The 15358-nt window shown below is 58.5% G+C and carries 15 protein-coding genes and 1 tRNA gene; 13 read left to right on the top strand and 3 right to left on the bottom strand.

Features of this window, described 5'->3' with window-relative positions; genetic code table 11:
* Positions 1 to 224 precede the first annotated feature (224 nt).
* From PYRFU_RS09400 to PYRFU_RS09410, 3 genes are all read left to right on the top strand, one after another.
* Entirely contained in the window at positions 225 to 956 is a 732-nt protein-coding gene (locus tag PYRFU_RS09400; protein ID WP_014027444.1) for a phosphoribosyltransferase, read from the top strand.
* 354 nt (positions 957 to 1310) lie between these two features.
* Positions 1311 to 2612, top strand: a complete 1302-nt coding sequence (gene xerA / locus PYRFU_RS09405; protein WP_244403943.1) for a site-specific tyrosine recombinase/integron integrase — start codon at positions 1311 to 1313, stop codon at positions 2610 to 2612.
* A gap of 142 nt (positions 2613 to 2754) precedes the next feature.
* Complete coding sequence (locus PYRFU_RS09410) at positions 2755 to 3414, top strand: hypothetical protein (protein ID WP_014027446.1); 660 nt, start codon at positions 2755 to 2757, stop codon at positions 3412 to 3414.
* 29 nt (positions 3415 to 3443) lie between these two features.
* Here PYRFU_RS09410 and PYRFU_RS09415 read toward each other — a convergent pair whose 3' ends face one another.
* Positions 3444 to 3881: a hypothetical protein gene (locus tag PYRFU_RS09415; RefSeq protein WP_048192061.1), complete on the bottom strand. Its 438-nt coding sequence runs from the start codon at positions 3879 to 3881 to the stop codon at positions 3444 to 3446.
* 70 nt (positions 3882 to 3951) lie between these two features.
* On the opposite strand from PYRFU_RS09415, the gene PYRFU_RS09420 reads away from it, so the two are divergent.
* The 9 genes from PYRFU_RS09420 to PYRFU_RS09460 all read left to right on the top strand — a co-directional run bounded on the left by PYRFU_RS09420 (position 3952) and on the right by PYRFU_RS09460 (position 12719).
* On the top strand, positions 3952 to 5508 hold the full coding sequence (locus PYRFU_RS09420) for a CRISPR-associated DxTHG motif protein (protein ID WP_167827929.1): 1557 nt from the start codon (positions 3952 to 3954) through the stop codon (positions 5506 to 5508).
* A gap of 264 nt (positions 5509 to 5772) precedes the next feature.
* Positions 5773 to 6846, top strand: a complete 1074-nt coding sequence (gene prf1 / locus PYRFU_RS09425; RefSeq protein WP_014027449.1) for a peptide chain release factor aRF-1 — start codon at positions 5773 to 5775, stop codon at positions 6844 to 6846.
* 98 nt (positions 6847 to 6944) lie between these two features.
* Positions 6945 to 7718, top strand: coding sequence for an SAM-dependent methyltransferase (locus PYRFU_RS09430; RefSeq protein WP_014027450.1), 774 nt, complete (start codon positions 6945 to 6947; stop codon positions 7716 to 7718).
* A gap of 69 nt (positions 7719 to 7787) precedes the next feature.
* Entirely contained in the window at positions 7788 to 9644 is a 1857-nt protein-coding gene (locus tag PYRFU_RS09435; protein ID WP_167827930.1) for a glycoside hydrolase family 191 protein, read from the top strand.
* Positions 9645 to 9773: 129 nt separating this feature from the next.
* Positions 9774 to 9861: transfer RNA gene (locus PYRFU_RS09440), tRNA-Leu, on the top strand.
* Positions 9862 to 10211: 350 nt separating this feature from the next.
* Positions 10212 to 10439: a hypothetical protein gene (locus PYRFU_RS09445; RefSeq protein ID WP_014027452.1), complete on the top strand. Its 228-nt coding sequence runs from the start codon at positions 10212 to 10214 to the stop codon at positions 10437 to 10439.
* Positions 10440 to 10922: 483 nt separating this feature from the next.
* The gene (locus tag PYRFU_RS09450) at positions 10923 to 11741 is read left to right on the top strand and encodes a SagB/ThcOx family dehydrogenase (protein WP_244403944.1); all 819 of its coding nucleotides are present in this window, start codon (positions 10923 to 10925) and stop codon (positions 11739 to 11741) included.
* A 230-nt stretch (positions 11742 to 11971) separates the two neighbouring features.
* A complete protein-coding gene (locus tag PYRFU_RS09455; RefSeq protein ID WP_014027454.1) occupies positions 11972 to 12175 on the top strand; it encodes a chromatin protein Cren7 in 204 nt (67 codons plus the stop codon).
* A gap of 148 nt (positions 12176 to 12323) precedes the next feature.
* Positions 12324 to 12719 carry a hypothetical protein gene (locus PYRFU_RS09460; protein ID WP_014027455.1) on the top strand — a complete coding sequence of 132 codons (396 nt, stop codon included), beginning with the start codon at positions 12324 to 12326 and terminating at the stop codon, positions 12717 to 12719.
* Here the strand turns inward: PYRFU_RS09460 and PYRFU_RS09465 are convergent.
* Positions 12716 to 13693, bottom strand: a complete 978-nt coding sequence (locus PYRFU_RS09465) for a uroporphyrinogen decarboxylase/cobalamine-independent methonine synthase family protein (protein ID WP_048192068.1) — start codon at positions 13691 to 13693, stop codon at positions 12716 to 12718. The genes PYRFU_RS09460 and PYRFU_RS09465 overlap by 4 nt on opposite strands.
* Before the next feature lie 58 nt (positions 13694 to 13751).
* Positions 13752 to 14609 carry a hypothetical protein gene (locus tag PYRFU_RS09470; RefSeq protein WP_014027457.1) on the bottom strand — a complete coding sequence of 286 codons (858 nt, stop codon included), beginning with the start codon at positions 14607 to 14609 and terminating at the stop codon, positions 13752 to 13754.
* 45 nt (positions 14610 to 14654) lie between these two features.
* Here PYRFU_RS09470 and PYRFU_RS09475 point away from each other — a divergent pair, with 45 nt between their 5' ends.
* On the top strand, positions 14655 to 15344 hold the full coding sequence (locus PYRFU_RS09475; protein WP_048192070.1) for a DUF432 domain-containing protein: 690 nt from the start codon (positions 14655 to 14657) through the stop codon (positions 15342 to 15344).
* Positions 15345 to 15358 lie beyond the last annotated feature (14 nt).

Raw genomic sequence — 15358 nt, forward strand, 5'->3', positions numbered from 1 at the left:
CAGGGTCCCCCAGCAGCCAGCCCGGAGAAACAATGATGCACGCCCCACTAGAGCCAGATAACGCTCAACAACGCTCCACGCGCATAACCGTGGCGTGGGTTAGCCCCCGAGCAGAGTTGAGAGATGGGAGCACTGGCTGGATCTCTTCGGGGGCACGGCTGGCGACCAAGCTTTCTTGATATACCTTGATATACTGGGTTGAGTGCATGATACTGGGGGCCTAGTTGAGCTTCGATTGTAAACTGGAGACGTTGCAGGGCCGCATCTTCTACTGTGACGATTGGTCGTGGAGAGCCCCGGTGTTTCGTGACCGCTGGCACGCTGGCGAGGTGCTAGCCGGGCTCGTGTCGATGCTCGTGGAGAGGGGCGTCTGGGAGAAGCCCTCGTGGGTTTACGCTATACCCGCGGGCGGCGTGCCTGTAGGCCTCCAGGTTGCCAAGGTGCTGGGCGCCCGTTTCGACCTCATAGTTGTCAAGAAGGTCACGTACCCGTGGACTACCGAGGCTGGCTTCGGCGCGGTGGCGCCCGATGGTAGGCCGATTGTGGACGCGTCAGCCGCCTCTGAGCTGGGCGACGAGGTTGTCGCGAGACAGGCTGAAGCCGCTTGGGAGAAGGTGCGCGAGAGGCTAGAGAAGCTCCGCGGCACAACGAGATACCCAAGGCTCGAGGGTGAGACCGTACTAGTCGTTGATGACGGCATAGCTGCAGGCTGGACGATGATAGCCGCCGTGAGATTCCTCCGCAACCTCGCCGCCACCAGGATCTACGTGGCGGCGCCCACGGGGAGCCTAGACGGCACTAGTAGAGTCGCGGAGCATGCCGATAGCGTGGCTGTTGTTAATCTACGTGGAGGCCTCTACTTTGCTGTTGCAGATGCCTACCTGGAGTGGAGGGACCTCGAGGACGAGGAGGTCGTGGAGATCCTCCGTAGAGAGGGTTGGAGCCCACCCCTCTAGCCCCAAGCGCTGCTCGGGTCGAGAGGAGGCCTATCCGAACCCCCGGGCACACCCGGCCTCATCCCGTCAAACCCGGCGCGCGCCGGTGTAAGCCGGGCGACGGGCCCAGGCCCCAGCCGGTTTGTCGAGAAACTCTGGCTTATCACCGGCACGCTGCAAGGCTCGTCATACCCTCGCCCTCCTAGCCGGGCGTAGCGTAGCGGCGAATCCTGCTAGTGACGATGTGGCCACGCGCTTTGTGTCTCGGCTGTTTGGTTGTCTGGGAGGGTGTGAACGGGGGAATACTCGCGTGTTAGGGGGGCGTTGGGGGCGTGAGCGGAAGCCATGGAGATATGACTTGGATGTTGTATCTTGGTGCGGTTTGAGCTTGACCCGCCGCCGCCCGGTATACTAGAGCGTAGCAATGATGAGATACTCGAGTTGTTCCTTGAGGCTCTTCGGGCGGCTGGCGCGAGTGAGAAGACTGTGAAGGCCTATAGGTCTGCTATCACCGACTTCCTCGAGTTTATCGGTGATAAGCCGCTTCGTGAGGTGACACAGGAGGATGTGCTGAGGTGGAGGGCTGAGAGGCTACGCAATGGGTTCCCGAGGAAGAGGAGGAACCGCTCGAAGCGTCTCGACCCGTTTGAGGAGAGGAGGTTGAGGCAAGCCACTCTCCACTACTACACCCTCTTCCTCAGGGGCTTCTTCGAGTGGCTAGGGCTCCCGGTGAAGGTGCCGGTGGTCGCCAAGCCTCGTGGGCGCGAGGTAGAGGCTCTCACCGAGGAGGAGATACTCCGGCTATTGTCGGCGGCGAGGGATACCCTGGATATCCTCATACTCGCCTTGCTGCTGGAAACTGGTCTACGTGCACAAGAGGCTATCTCGCTCCGGTTGCGCGATATCGATCCCGTCCGTCGCGAGATCCGCGTGAGGAACGCGAAGTACGGCGAGGAGCGCACGGTCTTCTATGGCGACTTGACTGCAGCGGCGCTAGCCAAGTGGCTGGAGGAGAACCCTCACCTGGGCCCCGACGACCCTCTGCTCGGCATAAGCTACTCCGGGCTGTATAAGAGGCTCAAGAGTCTCGCTAGGAGGGCTGGCATAGACCCAGAGAAGGTTAGGCCACACGTCCTGCGCCACACGTTCGCTACAGAGGCGTTGAAGAGGGGCATGAGCCTACCGGCAGTGCAGAGGCTGCTAGGCCACAAGGACATCAAGACCACGCAGATCTACTTGCACTTACTCCGCGAGGACATCAGAGACCAGTACATGAGGGCGTTTACAAACCAGTGGGTACAGCAGCCGCCCGCAACGCCACCGGCGCCAGCCGTACAAGCCGCGTGGCCTCCATGGCAGCAACCAGTGCAACAACCGTATCCCCAGCAGATACAGCCGGTGCCACAAGCACAACAACTCGGACCATATCCGCCGCCACAATACTATCAACAACCGCAATGGCAACAGTGGAGCCAGCAACCACCTAGCCCGCAGCAGCATCACCAGTGGCCGGCCTACCCTCAACCACAGACACAGCAACAGCAGCAGCTACAACAGCCCGCACCAGTACCCCAGATGCAGCCATTCATACAGCAACAGGCGCCGGTACAGCTGGGCATGCCCTGGCCGCATCCTAGGCGAGAGGCCTCCACCCAAACGGGCGAGGCCCAGACATGAGAGGCCTAGCCGACCACCCTGGGCCCCATGGGGTTATCCACTGGCTGTGCTCCCAGCCGCCCGCCTTGGAAGACCAGAGGCCCTGCCAATCCTCTACCATGGTTCTATCCCGGTAGCGGTGTAACAGCATAGGGTGTCGTTTGTGAGAATCGCGTGTGTAACTGGCCTACGCTACCCTGAGGTTGTCGACGATAGGGGGCTCGATATACTCACCACCATGCTACGTGATCGTGGTGTGGGGCTTATCCTGCTTCTTGGCGATGTGATAGCCCGGCCGGAGCTGGGGCTCCTAGAGTATGTCGTGAGCGAGATTGTTGAGCGTGTCGAGGCTGGTGTCGCCGTTGTTCCTGGTTCCTGTGAGGCCAGTGTACCGGGCGGCGAGCTGCGCTCAAGCTGGGATGTGCTTCGTGAGGTTAGCCTTGTCGTTCGGAGGGCGGGTGGCCATCCTCTTCACGAGGAGCCCATGGTGACGGATGGTGTTGGTGTGCTGGGCGTCCCGGTGCTGCTAGGGGGCGGGTGCAACGGGGGCGTCGAGTCGTGGGGTTTGCCTAGAGATCTTCTCGAAGAGATATGGGCTGGGAGGCTACTAAGACACTACAAGCTGCTCCTTGAGGAGTATGCGCCTCGTAGACTAGTTGTTGCGGTCTATGAGTCTCGCAGGAGTCTCGAGTCTCTCGTGAGGCTTGCTGCAGTGTCGCTAGCCGCTCTTGACAGTAGGGTTGCAGCTATAGTGTCGAATGTTGGCGGAGAGGGTGTCATGGAGTGTGGGGAGGCTCTCCACCCCCTCATACTAGACGCGTAGAGCTAGGCGTGTGCAACGCCGCTATCGACCTATGACCTTCTTCTCGCTGCACGAGGTGCAACACCGTGATGCTCCTCCGCGAGCCTTTCTAGCCTCTTGTGGTAGGGTGACTGGAGTCCCAGGAAGATGCCGCCTCTCTTGCCGCCTAGGAAGCCAATGCAAGACTCTCCCACTGAGAGCACGTGTAACGTCGGGTCACTCGATTCTATGACTAGGCGCCATTCGCCACCCTCGGGGACTACTATGATGCCGCGAGGAGCCCCTACGACCCTCACGTAGATGCCTCGCCCTGCACCCCCCACGAGGTCCTCTAGGCGAGGCGCTTCTACGTCTAGGTGCGTGACCCTGGCACGGCTCCAGCCCCGCACGTGTATATACACCGCCGCGTCTAGCTCCCTGCACGAACCGTTATCGCAGAGCTGTAAACGCGCCTCTACGCGTATCTTGCCGGGGCCCGGCCCCGTCAACAATAACAACCTCTCTGTCTATCGCGCCACGCTCTAGCCGTGATGCACACGCAGTATATCGGTGTTGTGGGTGTCGAAACGACCCCGCCTCCGGTTTATACCTAGCCTCTTGCCTAGCAATACTGGTCCTCTGGTCTTGCCGGCTCCGACCATAGTAGCTGGTGTATGGGGCTACCCGGGGGCTTGGCGCCCAGCCGAGTACGTGTTTACGAGTAAGGATGCGAGCATAGCCAGGGTGGCGAAGTCCTCCCTCGAACCCTTAGTAGAGTTCTACAATCCGGAACACGTGGTAATCTTCATCGCTGATACTGTGGCTCCGCGGGAGGCGCTCAGAGAGGCTAGGAGCTACAGCGATGTGCTCGAGGCTGTGGTTAGATGGCTCTACGGGTGGTTGAGGGACAACACGGATGCTATTAGGGAGAGGCTATCGAGGCTATCTGTTGAGGTTGTACCCAATGTCGGCTTCTACCAGGAGTGTGAGTGGAAGTTTGCTGAAGGTGCATCACCTCTAGACGCTTTCCGTGCACTAACACTCCGTGTTCTCTACGAGAAGCTCGTGGATGTTGCTCTCGAGGCTCCAGTTGTGAGGCTCGTGCTAGACCTCACCCATGGCATCAACTATATGCCCGTGTTGGCTAGAGAGGCTGCGCTCCACGCCGCCATCGCCGCCAGTCTGACGACTGGTTCGACTGTCGAGCTTGTACTCGTTAATAGCGAGCCTTACCCCGTCGGCTGGAGTAGCGACAAGCCACCTCGCCTCGAGGTACACGTGTTGGGCATTGAGAGGGTTGATGCGGGGTATGCGGCTCTACGCGCATCCATCGACCTCGTGAAGACCGTGCTGCGCAACGGTAATGTCCGTGTGAAGCTCGCGTCTGCGCCTGGCAAGCTGGCCCCCGTGCTAGGCACGACGCTCAACACACCCGCAAGGATGCTAGTCGAGAGGGATGGTATCCCGGCCGCGGTTGTAACCCTCTACGGGCTACCACTCGCAGCTGCATACCTTGCGGTCGACTCGGAACTAGACGTAGATAACGCCATGGAGCTCTACAAGACCGCCATTGACTACTTCCGGGGGTACACCAGGCTAGAGAGGCAGCCGTGCCGTGTGTTCCACGAGGTGGGTCTGGATTATGCCGGGCTCCGTAGTCTACTCTACGCGGCTAGCCTCGTCCGCCACGTCAAGAGGGCCTACGCGGGAGCCCTAAGCGACGACACCGTCTGCTGTAACCTCGAGACATTAGAGGACCGCGGCGTCTACATTGACGAGTTGTCAGAGATAGCCGGTAGACTAGCCACACCATACCGCACAATAGTGGGAACCGAGCTACACAAGATAGAGGAGACTATACGAGCTGTTGCAAAGTGCAGATGCGGGGGAGGCGATGGACCCCGTTGCGAAAAGCCCGAGGCGCTACACTTCCCCATCTACTGTGACGACTGGCCGGGCGAGAAGTGCAAAGAGCAGATAGACCTGCGTAACCTCCTTGCACACGCCGGGCTAGAGTACAACGCGATAGAGGCTACGATAGACGAGTCGGGAATAGCGCTCCGCTACCGCGAGGGCTGCTGGGAGATAGTGAAGAAGCTGCTCAAGACAACCGCCAGGATGCTAGCAGAGGGTTGACAAACCGGCTACGCGATCACCGCCCCGCCCACACCGAGGCACCAACGTGGCCCTCACCACTGTTTTCCTTGGCGCGTGTGGCACCGTGCGGCACCTAGCGTAGTTCTTTCCGTGTCTCACACGCTTGTAGGCTCTTTGCAGCCACATGCCTCGTTATGGTCGGGACCGACATGGGGGCTAGGTTATATAGGTGTTGGGGTTGGGCTGGGGTTTTAGGGGTGACGGGGCACGAGCTACCAAGTTCCCAAGGTTGACAAGAAAACGTTGAAACAGATCATTAGAGAGTTGAAGAAGTGGAAGGCGCCAGCGACGGTACTCCTCAGCCTGTACATCCCGCCCGGCAGGCCCGTGAGCGACGTGATGTCGCTACTGCGCCAGGAGTACTCTATCACGGATAACATCAAGTTGAAGAGGACACGTGACGCAGTTCAGCGCGCACTAGCATCCGCCATGGAGAGACTGTCGAAGGTAACGAAGGTGCCAGAGAACGGTCTTGTCATCTTCTGCGGCGAGGATATGAATACCGGCGACTTCATCTGCCTTATGTTCTCGCCGCCGGAGCCAGTGCCAGTCTTCTTCTACCGTACCGACAAGTGGTTCCACACCGAGTTCCTCGAGGAGATGCTCGAGCACGAGACAGCCTATGGCCTCATTATAGTAGAGAGAGACCAGGCTACAATCGGCCTCCTGAAGGGCACTAGGATCCAGGTGCTGGAGGAGCTTGAGGGCTTCGTGCCAGGCAAGCACCACAAGGGCGGACAGAGCCAGAGGCGTTTCGATAGGCTGATCGAGCAGGCTGTAGACGAGTTCTTCAAGGAGGTGGCTGAGGCAGCAGCCAAACACTTCCTGCCGTTGATAGAGAAGGGTATACTCAAGGCGATTATCGTCGGCGGGCCGGGCTACGCCAAGAAGGACTTTGTCGAGAGCGGTTACCTCGACTACAGGATACGCCAGAAGATAGTAGGGCAGCTCTTCGATGTGGCGTATCAGGGTGAGGCTGGGCTCCGCGAGCTCGTGATGAAGGCAGAGAATGTGATCAAAGAGCAGCAGTACATCGACCTCGTGAAGGCCCTCGAGGAGTTCAAGTACCACCTGGCGAAGGATGACGGCCTTGCGGTTTACGGCGAGAAGGAGGTTAAGAACGCGCTTCAGATGGGCGCTCTCAAGTTCCTGCTGGTCGACGAGAATAGGGAGGATGCCGATGCGTGGGCAGAGGAGGCTAAGAAGTACGGCACCAAGGTCTACTTCCTACCCGACGACTTCCCCGAGGCAGAGTGGGTCAAGAAGACGTTCGGCGGTCTCGTGGGCGTCCTACGCTACAAGCTGAACTGGTACTAGGCTAGACACGCTGCTCGACACACCCCTCCCGTTGTAGACACGCCTAGCCCGACTTCTTCGCAACTGGTGCACGCTAGTGCTCGGGCATCATCCACGAGTTGATAAGCTGGCTGTGCCTATACGCCTCTGTGCCACGGGGGGTGAGGTTCTGGGGGCTCCGCGAGCCCAACTGGGCGATGAAGAGTAGTCCCATCACCGACCCCGCGTTTAAACCCCTCCCGCGGCGCGATGCTCTAGGGCCTCGAGGCGTGAAACCCCTCATAGTTATCGAGCACTGTGAGGACCACTTGTCGAGGTGGGTTCTCTACGAGTACGAGGATGTCGTTAGGCTTGCTGGACGCGAGCGCGTCGTGTTCACGAACGTCTCGAGGAGCGAGTGGTGCGAGAAACTCTCACGACTAGCGAGGTGTTACAGGGAGAGTGTGGCGGAGCTTCGCGGTGTCCTCTGGTCTAGCCCCGAGCGTGTCATAATACTCGACCCGTCTGCGGACAAGCTCCTAGAGCCCCGTGACACGCGTGACGCAGAGGTGGTTGTTGTCGGTGGCATTCTCGGTGACCATCCGCCGCGCGGCAGGACGAGAAGGTGTATCACCGAGAGGATTAGCGGCGCGAGAGCGAGGAGTCTGGGGCCACACCAGCTGAGCATAGACGGGGCGGTCTACGTCTACCTGCGCGTCGAGGATGGACTTACACCGAGTCAAGTGCCCCTGGTTGTGAATCCCAAACTGCAGCTAGAGACGCTGCCGGGCATAGAGGTTGAGGTCGAGCTTCCCTTCGCGTACCCGCTGGTCGACGGCAAGCCGCTCATACCAGAGGGGGTGCTCCGCCTCCTGAAGAGCGGCCTACCATACTATGAGGCTATGCGCATGTAGCTAGACCGAGAGGTACAACACCACGACTATTTACATGGCGACGAGCTAGTCTCCCGTAGGGGCACGCCCGTGCCGGCCACCGTGCAGTCTGGCTGTAGGGCCCCCGGCTGCTCTAGACCCTCCACGCTTCTCCTCTCCGCAGTGACAGCCTCTATGCTCTTGTTGCTCTTGGCGTTGGTTGCACACGCGCACGCCGTGGTCTGGTACGATCGCGTCGACTTCTGGCTTCTCTATGGCGCCGAGAACGTTACCGTTGCCATCGTTGACCCGGATTATGGGCCTCTCGGGTCGCCCTGGGAGGCCTGGATGCTAGAGACTCTACGCGAGCGTATCAAGCTCGTATGCGCCTATATCAACGTCGGGTTTGCCGAGGAGTGGAGGTGGTACTGGGAGAGGCTGGTAGAGGAGAAGCCAAGCTGGCTGACTAGCGTCGAGTACCCCGAGTGGCCCGGAGAGTACTTCGTCGCGTACTGGTCTAGCGCCGCGTGGAAGCCAGGAGGCTGGGTTGACATCATAACCGAGTATGTGAGGCGCGTTGTTAGGCAGGGCTTCAACTGTATACTGTTGGATAACGTCGATGTCTACAACTACTGGGTTTCGCCCGAGGAGTATGGCCTCCCTCTGCCACGCATAGAGAACGCGACTAGGATGATGGCACTACTCGTACAAGTCGTCGCGAATTACGCTCATGCGTTGAACGCTAGTGTCTTGATAAACGTTGGTTCGGGTCTAGAGCTGCTCGAGAACGACACGTTAGTCTCGCTGATAGATGGAGTTATGCGCGAGGATGTGTTCGTGTGTAACGGTGAGCCCTGCGACCCGAACGAGACGGAGACCGTCGTGGAGCTTCTCGAGCGTGTCGCGAGTAGAGGGAAGCTGGTGATAATACTCGACTATGTCGACGACGAGGCTGACGAGTTGCTCGTGCTGCGTGAGGCTGGGAAGCACGGTTTCGAGGCCATAGCCTCGTACTCGCTCAACCTTGACGAGCTACCGCCCTACATACGAGGCTACTATGGCGTCTGCAAGACCAGCGCGGTCTTCGCGGCCGCCGTGAGAGTGAGAGGCGCGAGCAGGCTGTGGCTCATGCCCGGCGGCGCTGCAAGCCTGCACGGCGAGGCGATGCTACCCACGTGCAGCGGCGCAACCATTGCATACACGCTGTTCAACGGCACGTCCTACCGCGTCGTCATGGATGGCATGATGCTGGATGATTCTTTCTCCGCTGTACTCGCCAGCAACGATACACTAGTCTATCTGAACACGAGCGACTCTACACTACGCGTCGCAGGCCGGGACAGGATACTCGCTAAAGCCTACGCCTACGCACCACTCCGCAGCGTAACATGCAGCTCCACAACACTCATACTCTTCATGACGAACAACTCGACACTCGCAATAGCCGCGATCAACTCGTCAAGTCTGAGAGTACTGTGCCTCGCGAGCAACGTCTACCCCGGGAGATACGCCGCAATATGCACCAAGGACCGTATCTACATCCTCGCCTCGGACGCTAGAGAAGCCAAACTCTACCAGGCCTACAAAGACAACTGCACCGAGATCGCCAGCGGCCTGCCGCCAGCACAGCCACTCCCAAGCATCGCAAAGTGGAGCAACGCGATCGCCTACACTAGCACCAAGGGCCTGGCACTCGTGAACACCCGCAACACCCTACTGCTACCGCTACACCTCGACTCCATGAGGAGCATACTGGCAAGCCAACTGGCACGCTACTATACGGTCACAATAATAGACGGAAACGTGACCATAATAGACCCGCCCATACAGCCCCCCACGCCCATCCACAACACAAAGCCGAACTACCCCACACAAGCCATAATCACAATAACACTAACAGCGCCGATACTCGCCACACTCGCCATACACGCCACGCGAGCAACTCGAAACGCCACGAACACAGCCTAACGCCGCATAACAAATTGCAACGCTCAACAGACACCACACAACCTTTTAATCAAAGGATGTGACGTGAGCACTCACTCGAAGAGAAAGCTTAAACCCCTGGTTCCATGGGACGCGATGAGTTGGAGAACTGCGGGGGTGCCCGAGCCAGGTCAAAGGGGGCGGGCTGAGGACCCGCTGGCGTAGGCCTGCGTGGGTTCAAATCCCACCCCCCGCACCACTTCACTTGTCCTCGCTATTGTCCCAAAATTCCGTCCGCATAACCGTTCTAACAGCACTACTAGCATTGCCAGAGTGTTAAGGATGTTTAATCAACTATTATTAATTCGTTATATACTTTTCTGAACGGTAGCTATCAACAAGCTAGAAGACTATAGACTTCTGCCGACGTTCGGTGTCACAATGTCGAAGACGTTGCTCTTACCTGATGAGAGGTTACAATATAAGACTCGCATAGGCTCAACAGAGATCTACGTGACTGATAGACGTTTTGACAGTAGTGAGCGGCGCAGAGACCTATGATGTACTCTTGACTCACATCGGTGTCGTCACTATAAAGGAAAAAGGGACATGCTCCTGCTTGGCGCCATACTACTATTTCTTGGCATTCCATTCTTGTCATACGGTGGCGTCATACTCTTGCTAGCAGGACTAGCCCTAGCATGGTACGGGTGGAAGAACAGGTACATCCTTGAGATAACAGCAGGTTCAAAGAAGTTTAGCACACGCAACGGTGAAAGAGTGCACGAGATAGCAGCTCGCTTACGTGGCTTCGTCATGCAAGTGAAGCAAAGCTAAAGCACAGCAGATATACTTGACAAACCGCAAAATAAGGCTTTACCAAGTTGTTTTAAAAATCCGCACTTTAAACTCTAAGATTCTATGCTTGTGTGTTAGAGCAGCTGAACGACTTTATGCACTACCTACACTTCGAATGCCTCCGTTTTGTACGAGCGTCTATACAGACTCACATGGATAGAAAACTGGAAACAGAAAGGTGAATTAACGGCGTCATCCCGTCGCGCGCGCCTACCTGTGCGGGGGTTTGCCTTCGTGGCTTGTCCCCCGCCGCGGTTTGCGCGCGTCCACGGGTCGGCCGGGTTTGACGCCGTAAGGCTGTGTTTTATTGTGGTGTCGGCCCCGTCCGTTCCCCCATCCCCGCCGTGCACGTCGGCGGGTGAGGGATTCGTCTAGCCTCCTCATCCACCGGTCTTGGTTGTCTGGTGCTGCGGGCTTAGGTGGGTGGCGGTTCGGGTTTAACGTTGGGTGCTTGTTTTGGGTGTGGTTGAGCGTTTGTGCTCGTGTATCTCGAGGCTCTTCTCTGTGTTGTCGCGTGCCGAGGCGCGGTTGCTCGCGAGGGGTTTGTCTGTCCTCTGTGAGACTCGTGACCCGGGTTTGGCTCTCCAGGAGTCTACTGCTATAGAACGGTGGGGGTACTATGGTGAGCCTAGGCCGGAGTTCCCCGGGTTCTTCAAGAGGCTGGCGTGTGCGGCGAGGGTCAGGCTCCCCGAGCCTCTTGGAGCCTCTGGTGTGGATGTCCTTGAGGCTATCCGGCGTAGGGAGAGCCGCCGCGAGTATGGCGACATGCCGGTGAGTCTCGAGCAGCTCTCCACTCTGCTCTTCTACGCGGCTGGCGTTAGGGGGTATGAGCTGGGTTGGCCTCTCCGCACCTACCCCTCGGCGGGCGGCCTGCAGCCAGTCGAGGTGTACGTTAACGCCTGGAGCGTTGAGGGTCTCGAGCCGGGACTGTACCACTATGATGCCGAGCGGCACGAGTTGTGCCTGCTTGGCGAGCCTATACCCCGCGATAGGCTAGCCAGCATATGCCTGGATCAGGAGCATGCTGGTGACGGCTCGCTTGCACTGATAATCACCGCGGTGTACGCGCGTACTGCTAGCAAGTATGGGGCGCGCGGCTACCGCTATATACACCTGGATGCTGGGGCTGTCGTCCAGAACGTGTATCTTGTTACCGAGGCGTTGGGCCTAGCCACGGTCGTGATAGGCGCGTTCTACGATCACGAGCTGTGCAACGAACTGGGTATAGACTGTAGGTGGGAGCTACCGATGGCAGTGATGCCCGTGGGTACGCGCCCCTAGGCGGGGCGTGCACAACGTACAGCGTCATACTCTGTCATACCGGGTGTTCTCCCCTCCTCGTCAGGCTACACATGGTGCAGCAAGTGTGGCTCGGAGTGTCAGGTATGTGGGGCTTGCGAGCCTGGTGATACTAGAGTGATACCGCATGGGGGGACTTCGGGCGCGCACAAGGCGCGAGAACGCTTAAGTATACATGGGCACCCCGTACCTTCACTGGAGGCTGAGGGCCCATGAGCCAGGAGAAGCAGCCCTGCACCAAGCCCGTTCGTGTCCGCGACTCTAGCACCGGCGAGGAGGTCGAGCTAGTCCCAATCAAGGTGTGGGTGCTAGCACCAAGAGGCAGGAAGGGCGTCAAGATCGGCCTCTTCAAGAGCCCCAAGACCGGCAAGTACTTCAGGGCTAAGGTCCCGGACGACTACCCGATCTGCGGGTAAAGAGCAGAGGCTCGCAACACCCCGGCCCGCGCCCCGCCTTTTCTCACGCTCCCCACCACTCGCTTCTCCTCGTGGCCTAGCGTAAGGCTAGAAACACCCTGCGCGTCTCACCGTATCCTCCCTGTACTGTCACTGGGGGTGGCGCGCTGTGTCGGCCTGGTTAAAGAAGCTACGCGACGTTGTGGAGGAGGTCGGGTATAGCTACGAGGCCGAGGAGACGATGAGGATACACATAGGCGATATTATCGTAGAGGTTGGCGTGGAGGATGGAAAGTATGCTGTCACGGTCTCGGTGCCGCTGCCGGGCTCGGGTGCCACCGACGAGGAGGTCGACTACTATGCTAGGCTGTACGAGCAGGGTCTACGTGTCCTCCTAGGCCTAGGTGGCGATGTGAAATACGAGGTTGATACTAGTCTTCCGGACTACCCATCGCTGCACATGACAAGACTCTACGACGATGCGGATAAACTTGTGGAGGACATGTCGAGGCTTCTCAGAAAACTCGTGGAGGTTATACCTCCGAGCGGCGGCGTCGAGGGCTAGTCGATTCTCCTCACTACCTCGCACGTTATCCTCGTCTTTTCGAGCGCATAGCGTAGGGGTATCAGGTCTAGTGGTGCACTCGTTGTGACTAGTAGCTTCTCTACCTTGTACTTCATGGCCAGCTCCTTTGCTTTGCCAGCAGTGGCGTCTACATCCTCCGGGTAGATGCTCCTTGCGTTGATTAGCCCTAGGCCTAGGCCGCTGGGCGTCCAAGCGTCTAGCGCTTCGCGCGCAGCCTCAGGCTTATCAACATAGTCTATTATGACGTAGTCTGCGTTAACATCGCTTAGCTTCTTCCACACCTCTCTCCTAGGCGGCGCGTAGTATGTGACCAAGCGTGTCTCGGCTTTGTCCTTTATCCGCGCGAATATCTTGTTGGCTAGGCGGGCGGCTTCCTCCGCGTCCTCGGGTCTGGCATCCATGTCACCAAGGAACGGCTCGTGAACCTCTATCACGCTTGCGCCGTTCTTCACGCTCTTCTCCGCCTCGAGCGCTAGTATCTCGGCAACCCTCTCCGCTACCTTGATCGGGTCTAGCCCCTCGCGTATCTTGGCTAGCCTGGTGAACGTCACAGGGCCCGGCAGCACTATGCGTATAGCCGCCCAGCTTGGTAGCACCGAGCGCATCGCCGCCGCTCTGCCGGGGGTCACTAGGCGCTGTGGATCTGGAAGATCCTCGATCACTGGCACTCTGTAGAAGAAGTTGTTGTCGAACCAGCGTGCGAGGCCGTCCACCCAAACACCGCGCCATGCCTCAGCAAAGGGGCGGAGGAGGTCGTGCCAGTCTAGCAGCGGGTCTGCTACGCTCCTAGTGCCAACCGCTAGCTGTGCACCCATCAGCATCAAGCTATCCTCGACGAGCGCCCTCATTGTTTCGAGTGTACTGGCTTCGCCGAGCTCCTCTAGGCGGCGTAGTAGCCTTCTCACTCTATCACTGCGGGGGTAGGGGGTTAGCACGTCACACGCGACGTTCAACGCTTGCACCGGGGTTCCCGTGTCGCCACGGGTTGTTGAGAAGCTCTTCGCCGGGCCGCTAGGCCAGGATGTGCGGTATCCCTCGTGCGCGTAGCTCGCGGTGTATACGTTCTGCCGCCTCACCGTGCAGGACTACTGCGGCCCCCTTCTCGGCCATCGCTGCAAGGACGTCTGTGATGGCATCGAGCATCTCTGTGTTCGCGTGAAGGCCGGGATCCTCAATCATCAGCATGAGGTTGTATGGCATGTTCCTGGCGTAGTGAATGAGCGGGAACACCGCGAATATCACTGGCTTTAGCCCGCAAAGCTCCATGCTCTTGGGTTTCCGTAGGAGTATACCCCACGATGATAGCTCCACGTGGCACTCGATTAGCTCCTCTAGCTTCTTCACTAGCCCTTCGTTGACGTTACCCAGGCCTATCATGGTCCTCGCCTCGACCATATCGCGCAACCATGGCGTCTCGCAGTAGGTGTGTATGAAGCCCCGTATGTCGCCCACACGCGTCTTTGGCAAGAAGGCTGGCCATGGTACACCGCGAGGCCAGCCTATGCTACCGAGCGGGGCGAGAGCATCCTCTGCAACCTCACGGTCGACATCAAAGCTTAGACGGTCTTCCCTCACCTCTAGTTTAAGCCACCCCAGGTCCACGAGGAACGACTCGTCTATACTGACACGGTGCCCTGCTATCAGCCTGAAGAGCCGTCTCTCGAACCCCTTGCCTCCTATGACGCCTGCTATGTGGTCGCCCCTCTTGCCCTCCTCGGCTTTACCAGCCTCCTCGAATAGTATCCTCGAGAGGCTGTGGAGGATGGCATAGGGTGTCAGCAAAGTATCGAACTTCGTGGATAGGGTGACCGCGCCGGGCCTTGCCTCTAGCCAGGAGCTTCTCCCGTACTCGATTCTAACCCTCCACACGCAAATACCACCATGCGGCTCTCTGTGTGCGAGGGGCAATAGGAGTTGAGGGCGCTGATGGTCCAGGAGGGTTTCGGCGACCTGAGGGCTGGTGTAGAGAGGCGCGTGGGTGGCTGCAACCTACGCATGTACCGCGATGGTGGCTTCAATGTGTATGAGAGGGAGTGTGGTGGAGACATCCGCCGGGTTAGGGTTGCGGGTGACAAGCTTGAGGTTGTACCGGCGCCACCGGTAATGGCTGAGCCGCGCGTCTCCAATATCATCATGCTCCGGTTGCCAGAGCCTCTTGTAGTGTCGCCGGGTAGTGAGGCGAGCATAGAGACGAGCATACCCGTTGATATCGTTGTGGTGATGGGCTCGCTGGTGGTAGATGCTATACCGACATACCGCGTGAAGTACGCGTTGTATGGTAATGTGGACAAGGGCGTAATAACAAGGTTCGTTAAGCTTGGCGAGTGTAGAGCACCGTGCGCCTCTATGCGTATAGTCGTGCGCAATAGTGGAGGTAAGCCTGTGAGGATAGAGCGTATCGTCTTTCCTGCTTACATGTTAAGCCTCTGCTACAATGGTAGCCTCGTCTACGCTAACAGCATATTCGTCAACGCGGTTGATGACGTGGGGTCTGTTCAGCCTGGAAGGTTAGAGGCGCAGGAGTGTAGACTCGCCCCGCAGCTTTTGCGCGCACCAATATTCGAGAGGCAGAGGCAGAAGTTCTTGATGCTCTACGGGTTCTAGCGTACTACCGTTTC

The organism is Pyrolobus fumarii 1A, from assembly GCF_000223395.1.
GTDB classification, from domain to species: Archaea; Thermoproteota; Thermoprotei_A; order Sulfolobales; family Pyrodictiaceae; genus Pyrolobus; species Pyrolobus fumarii.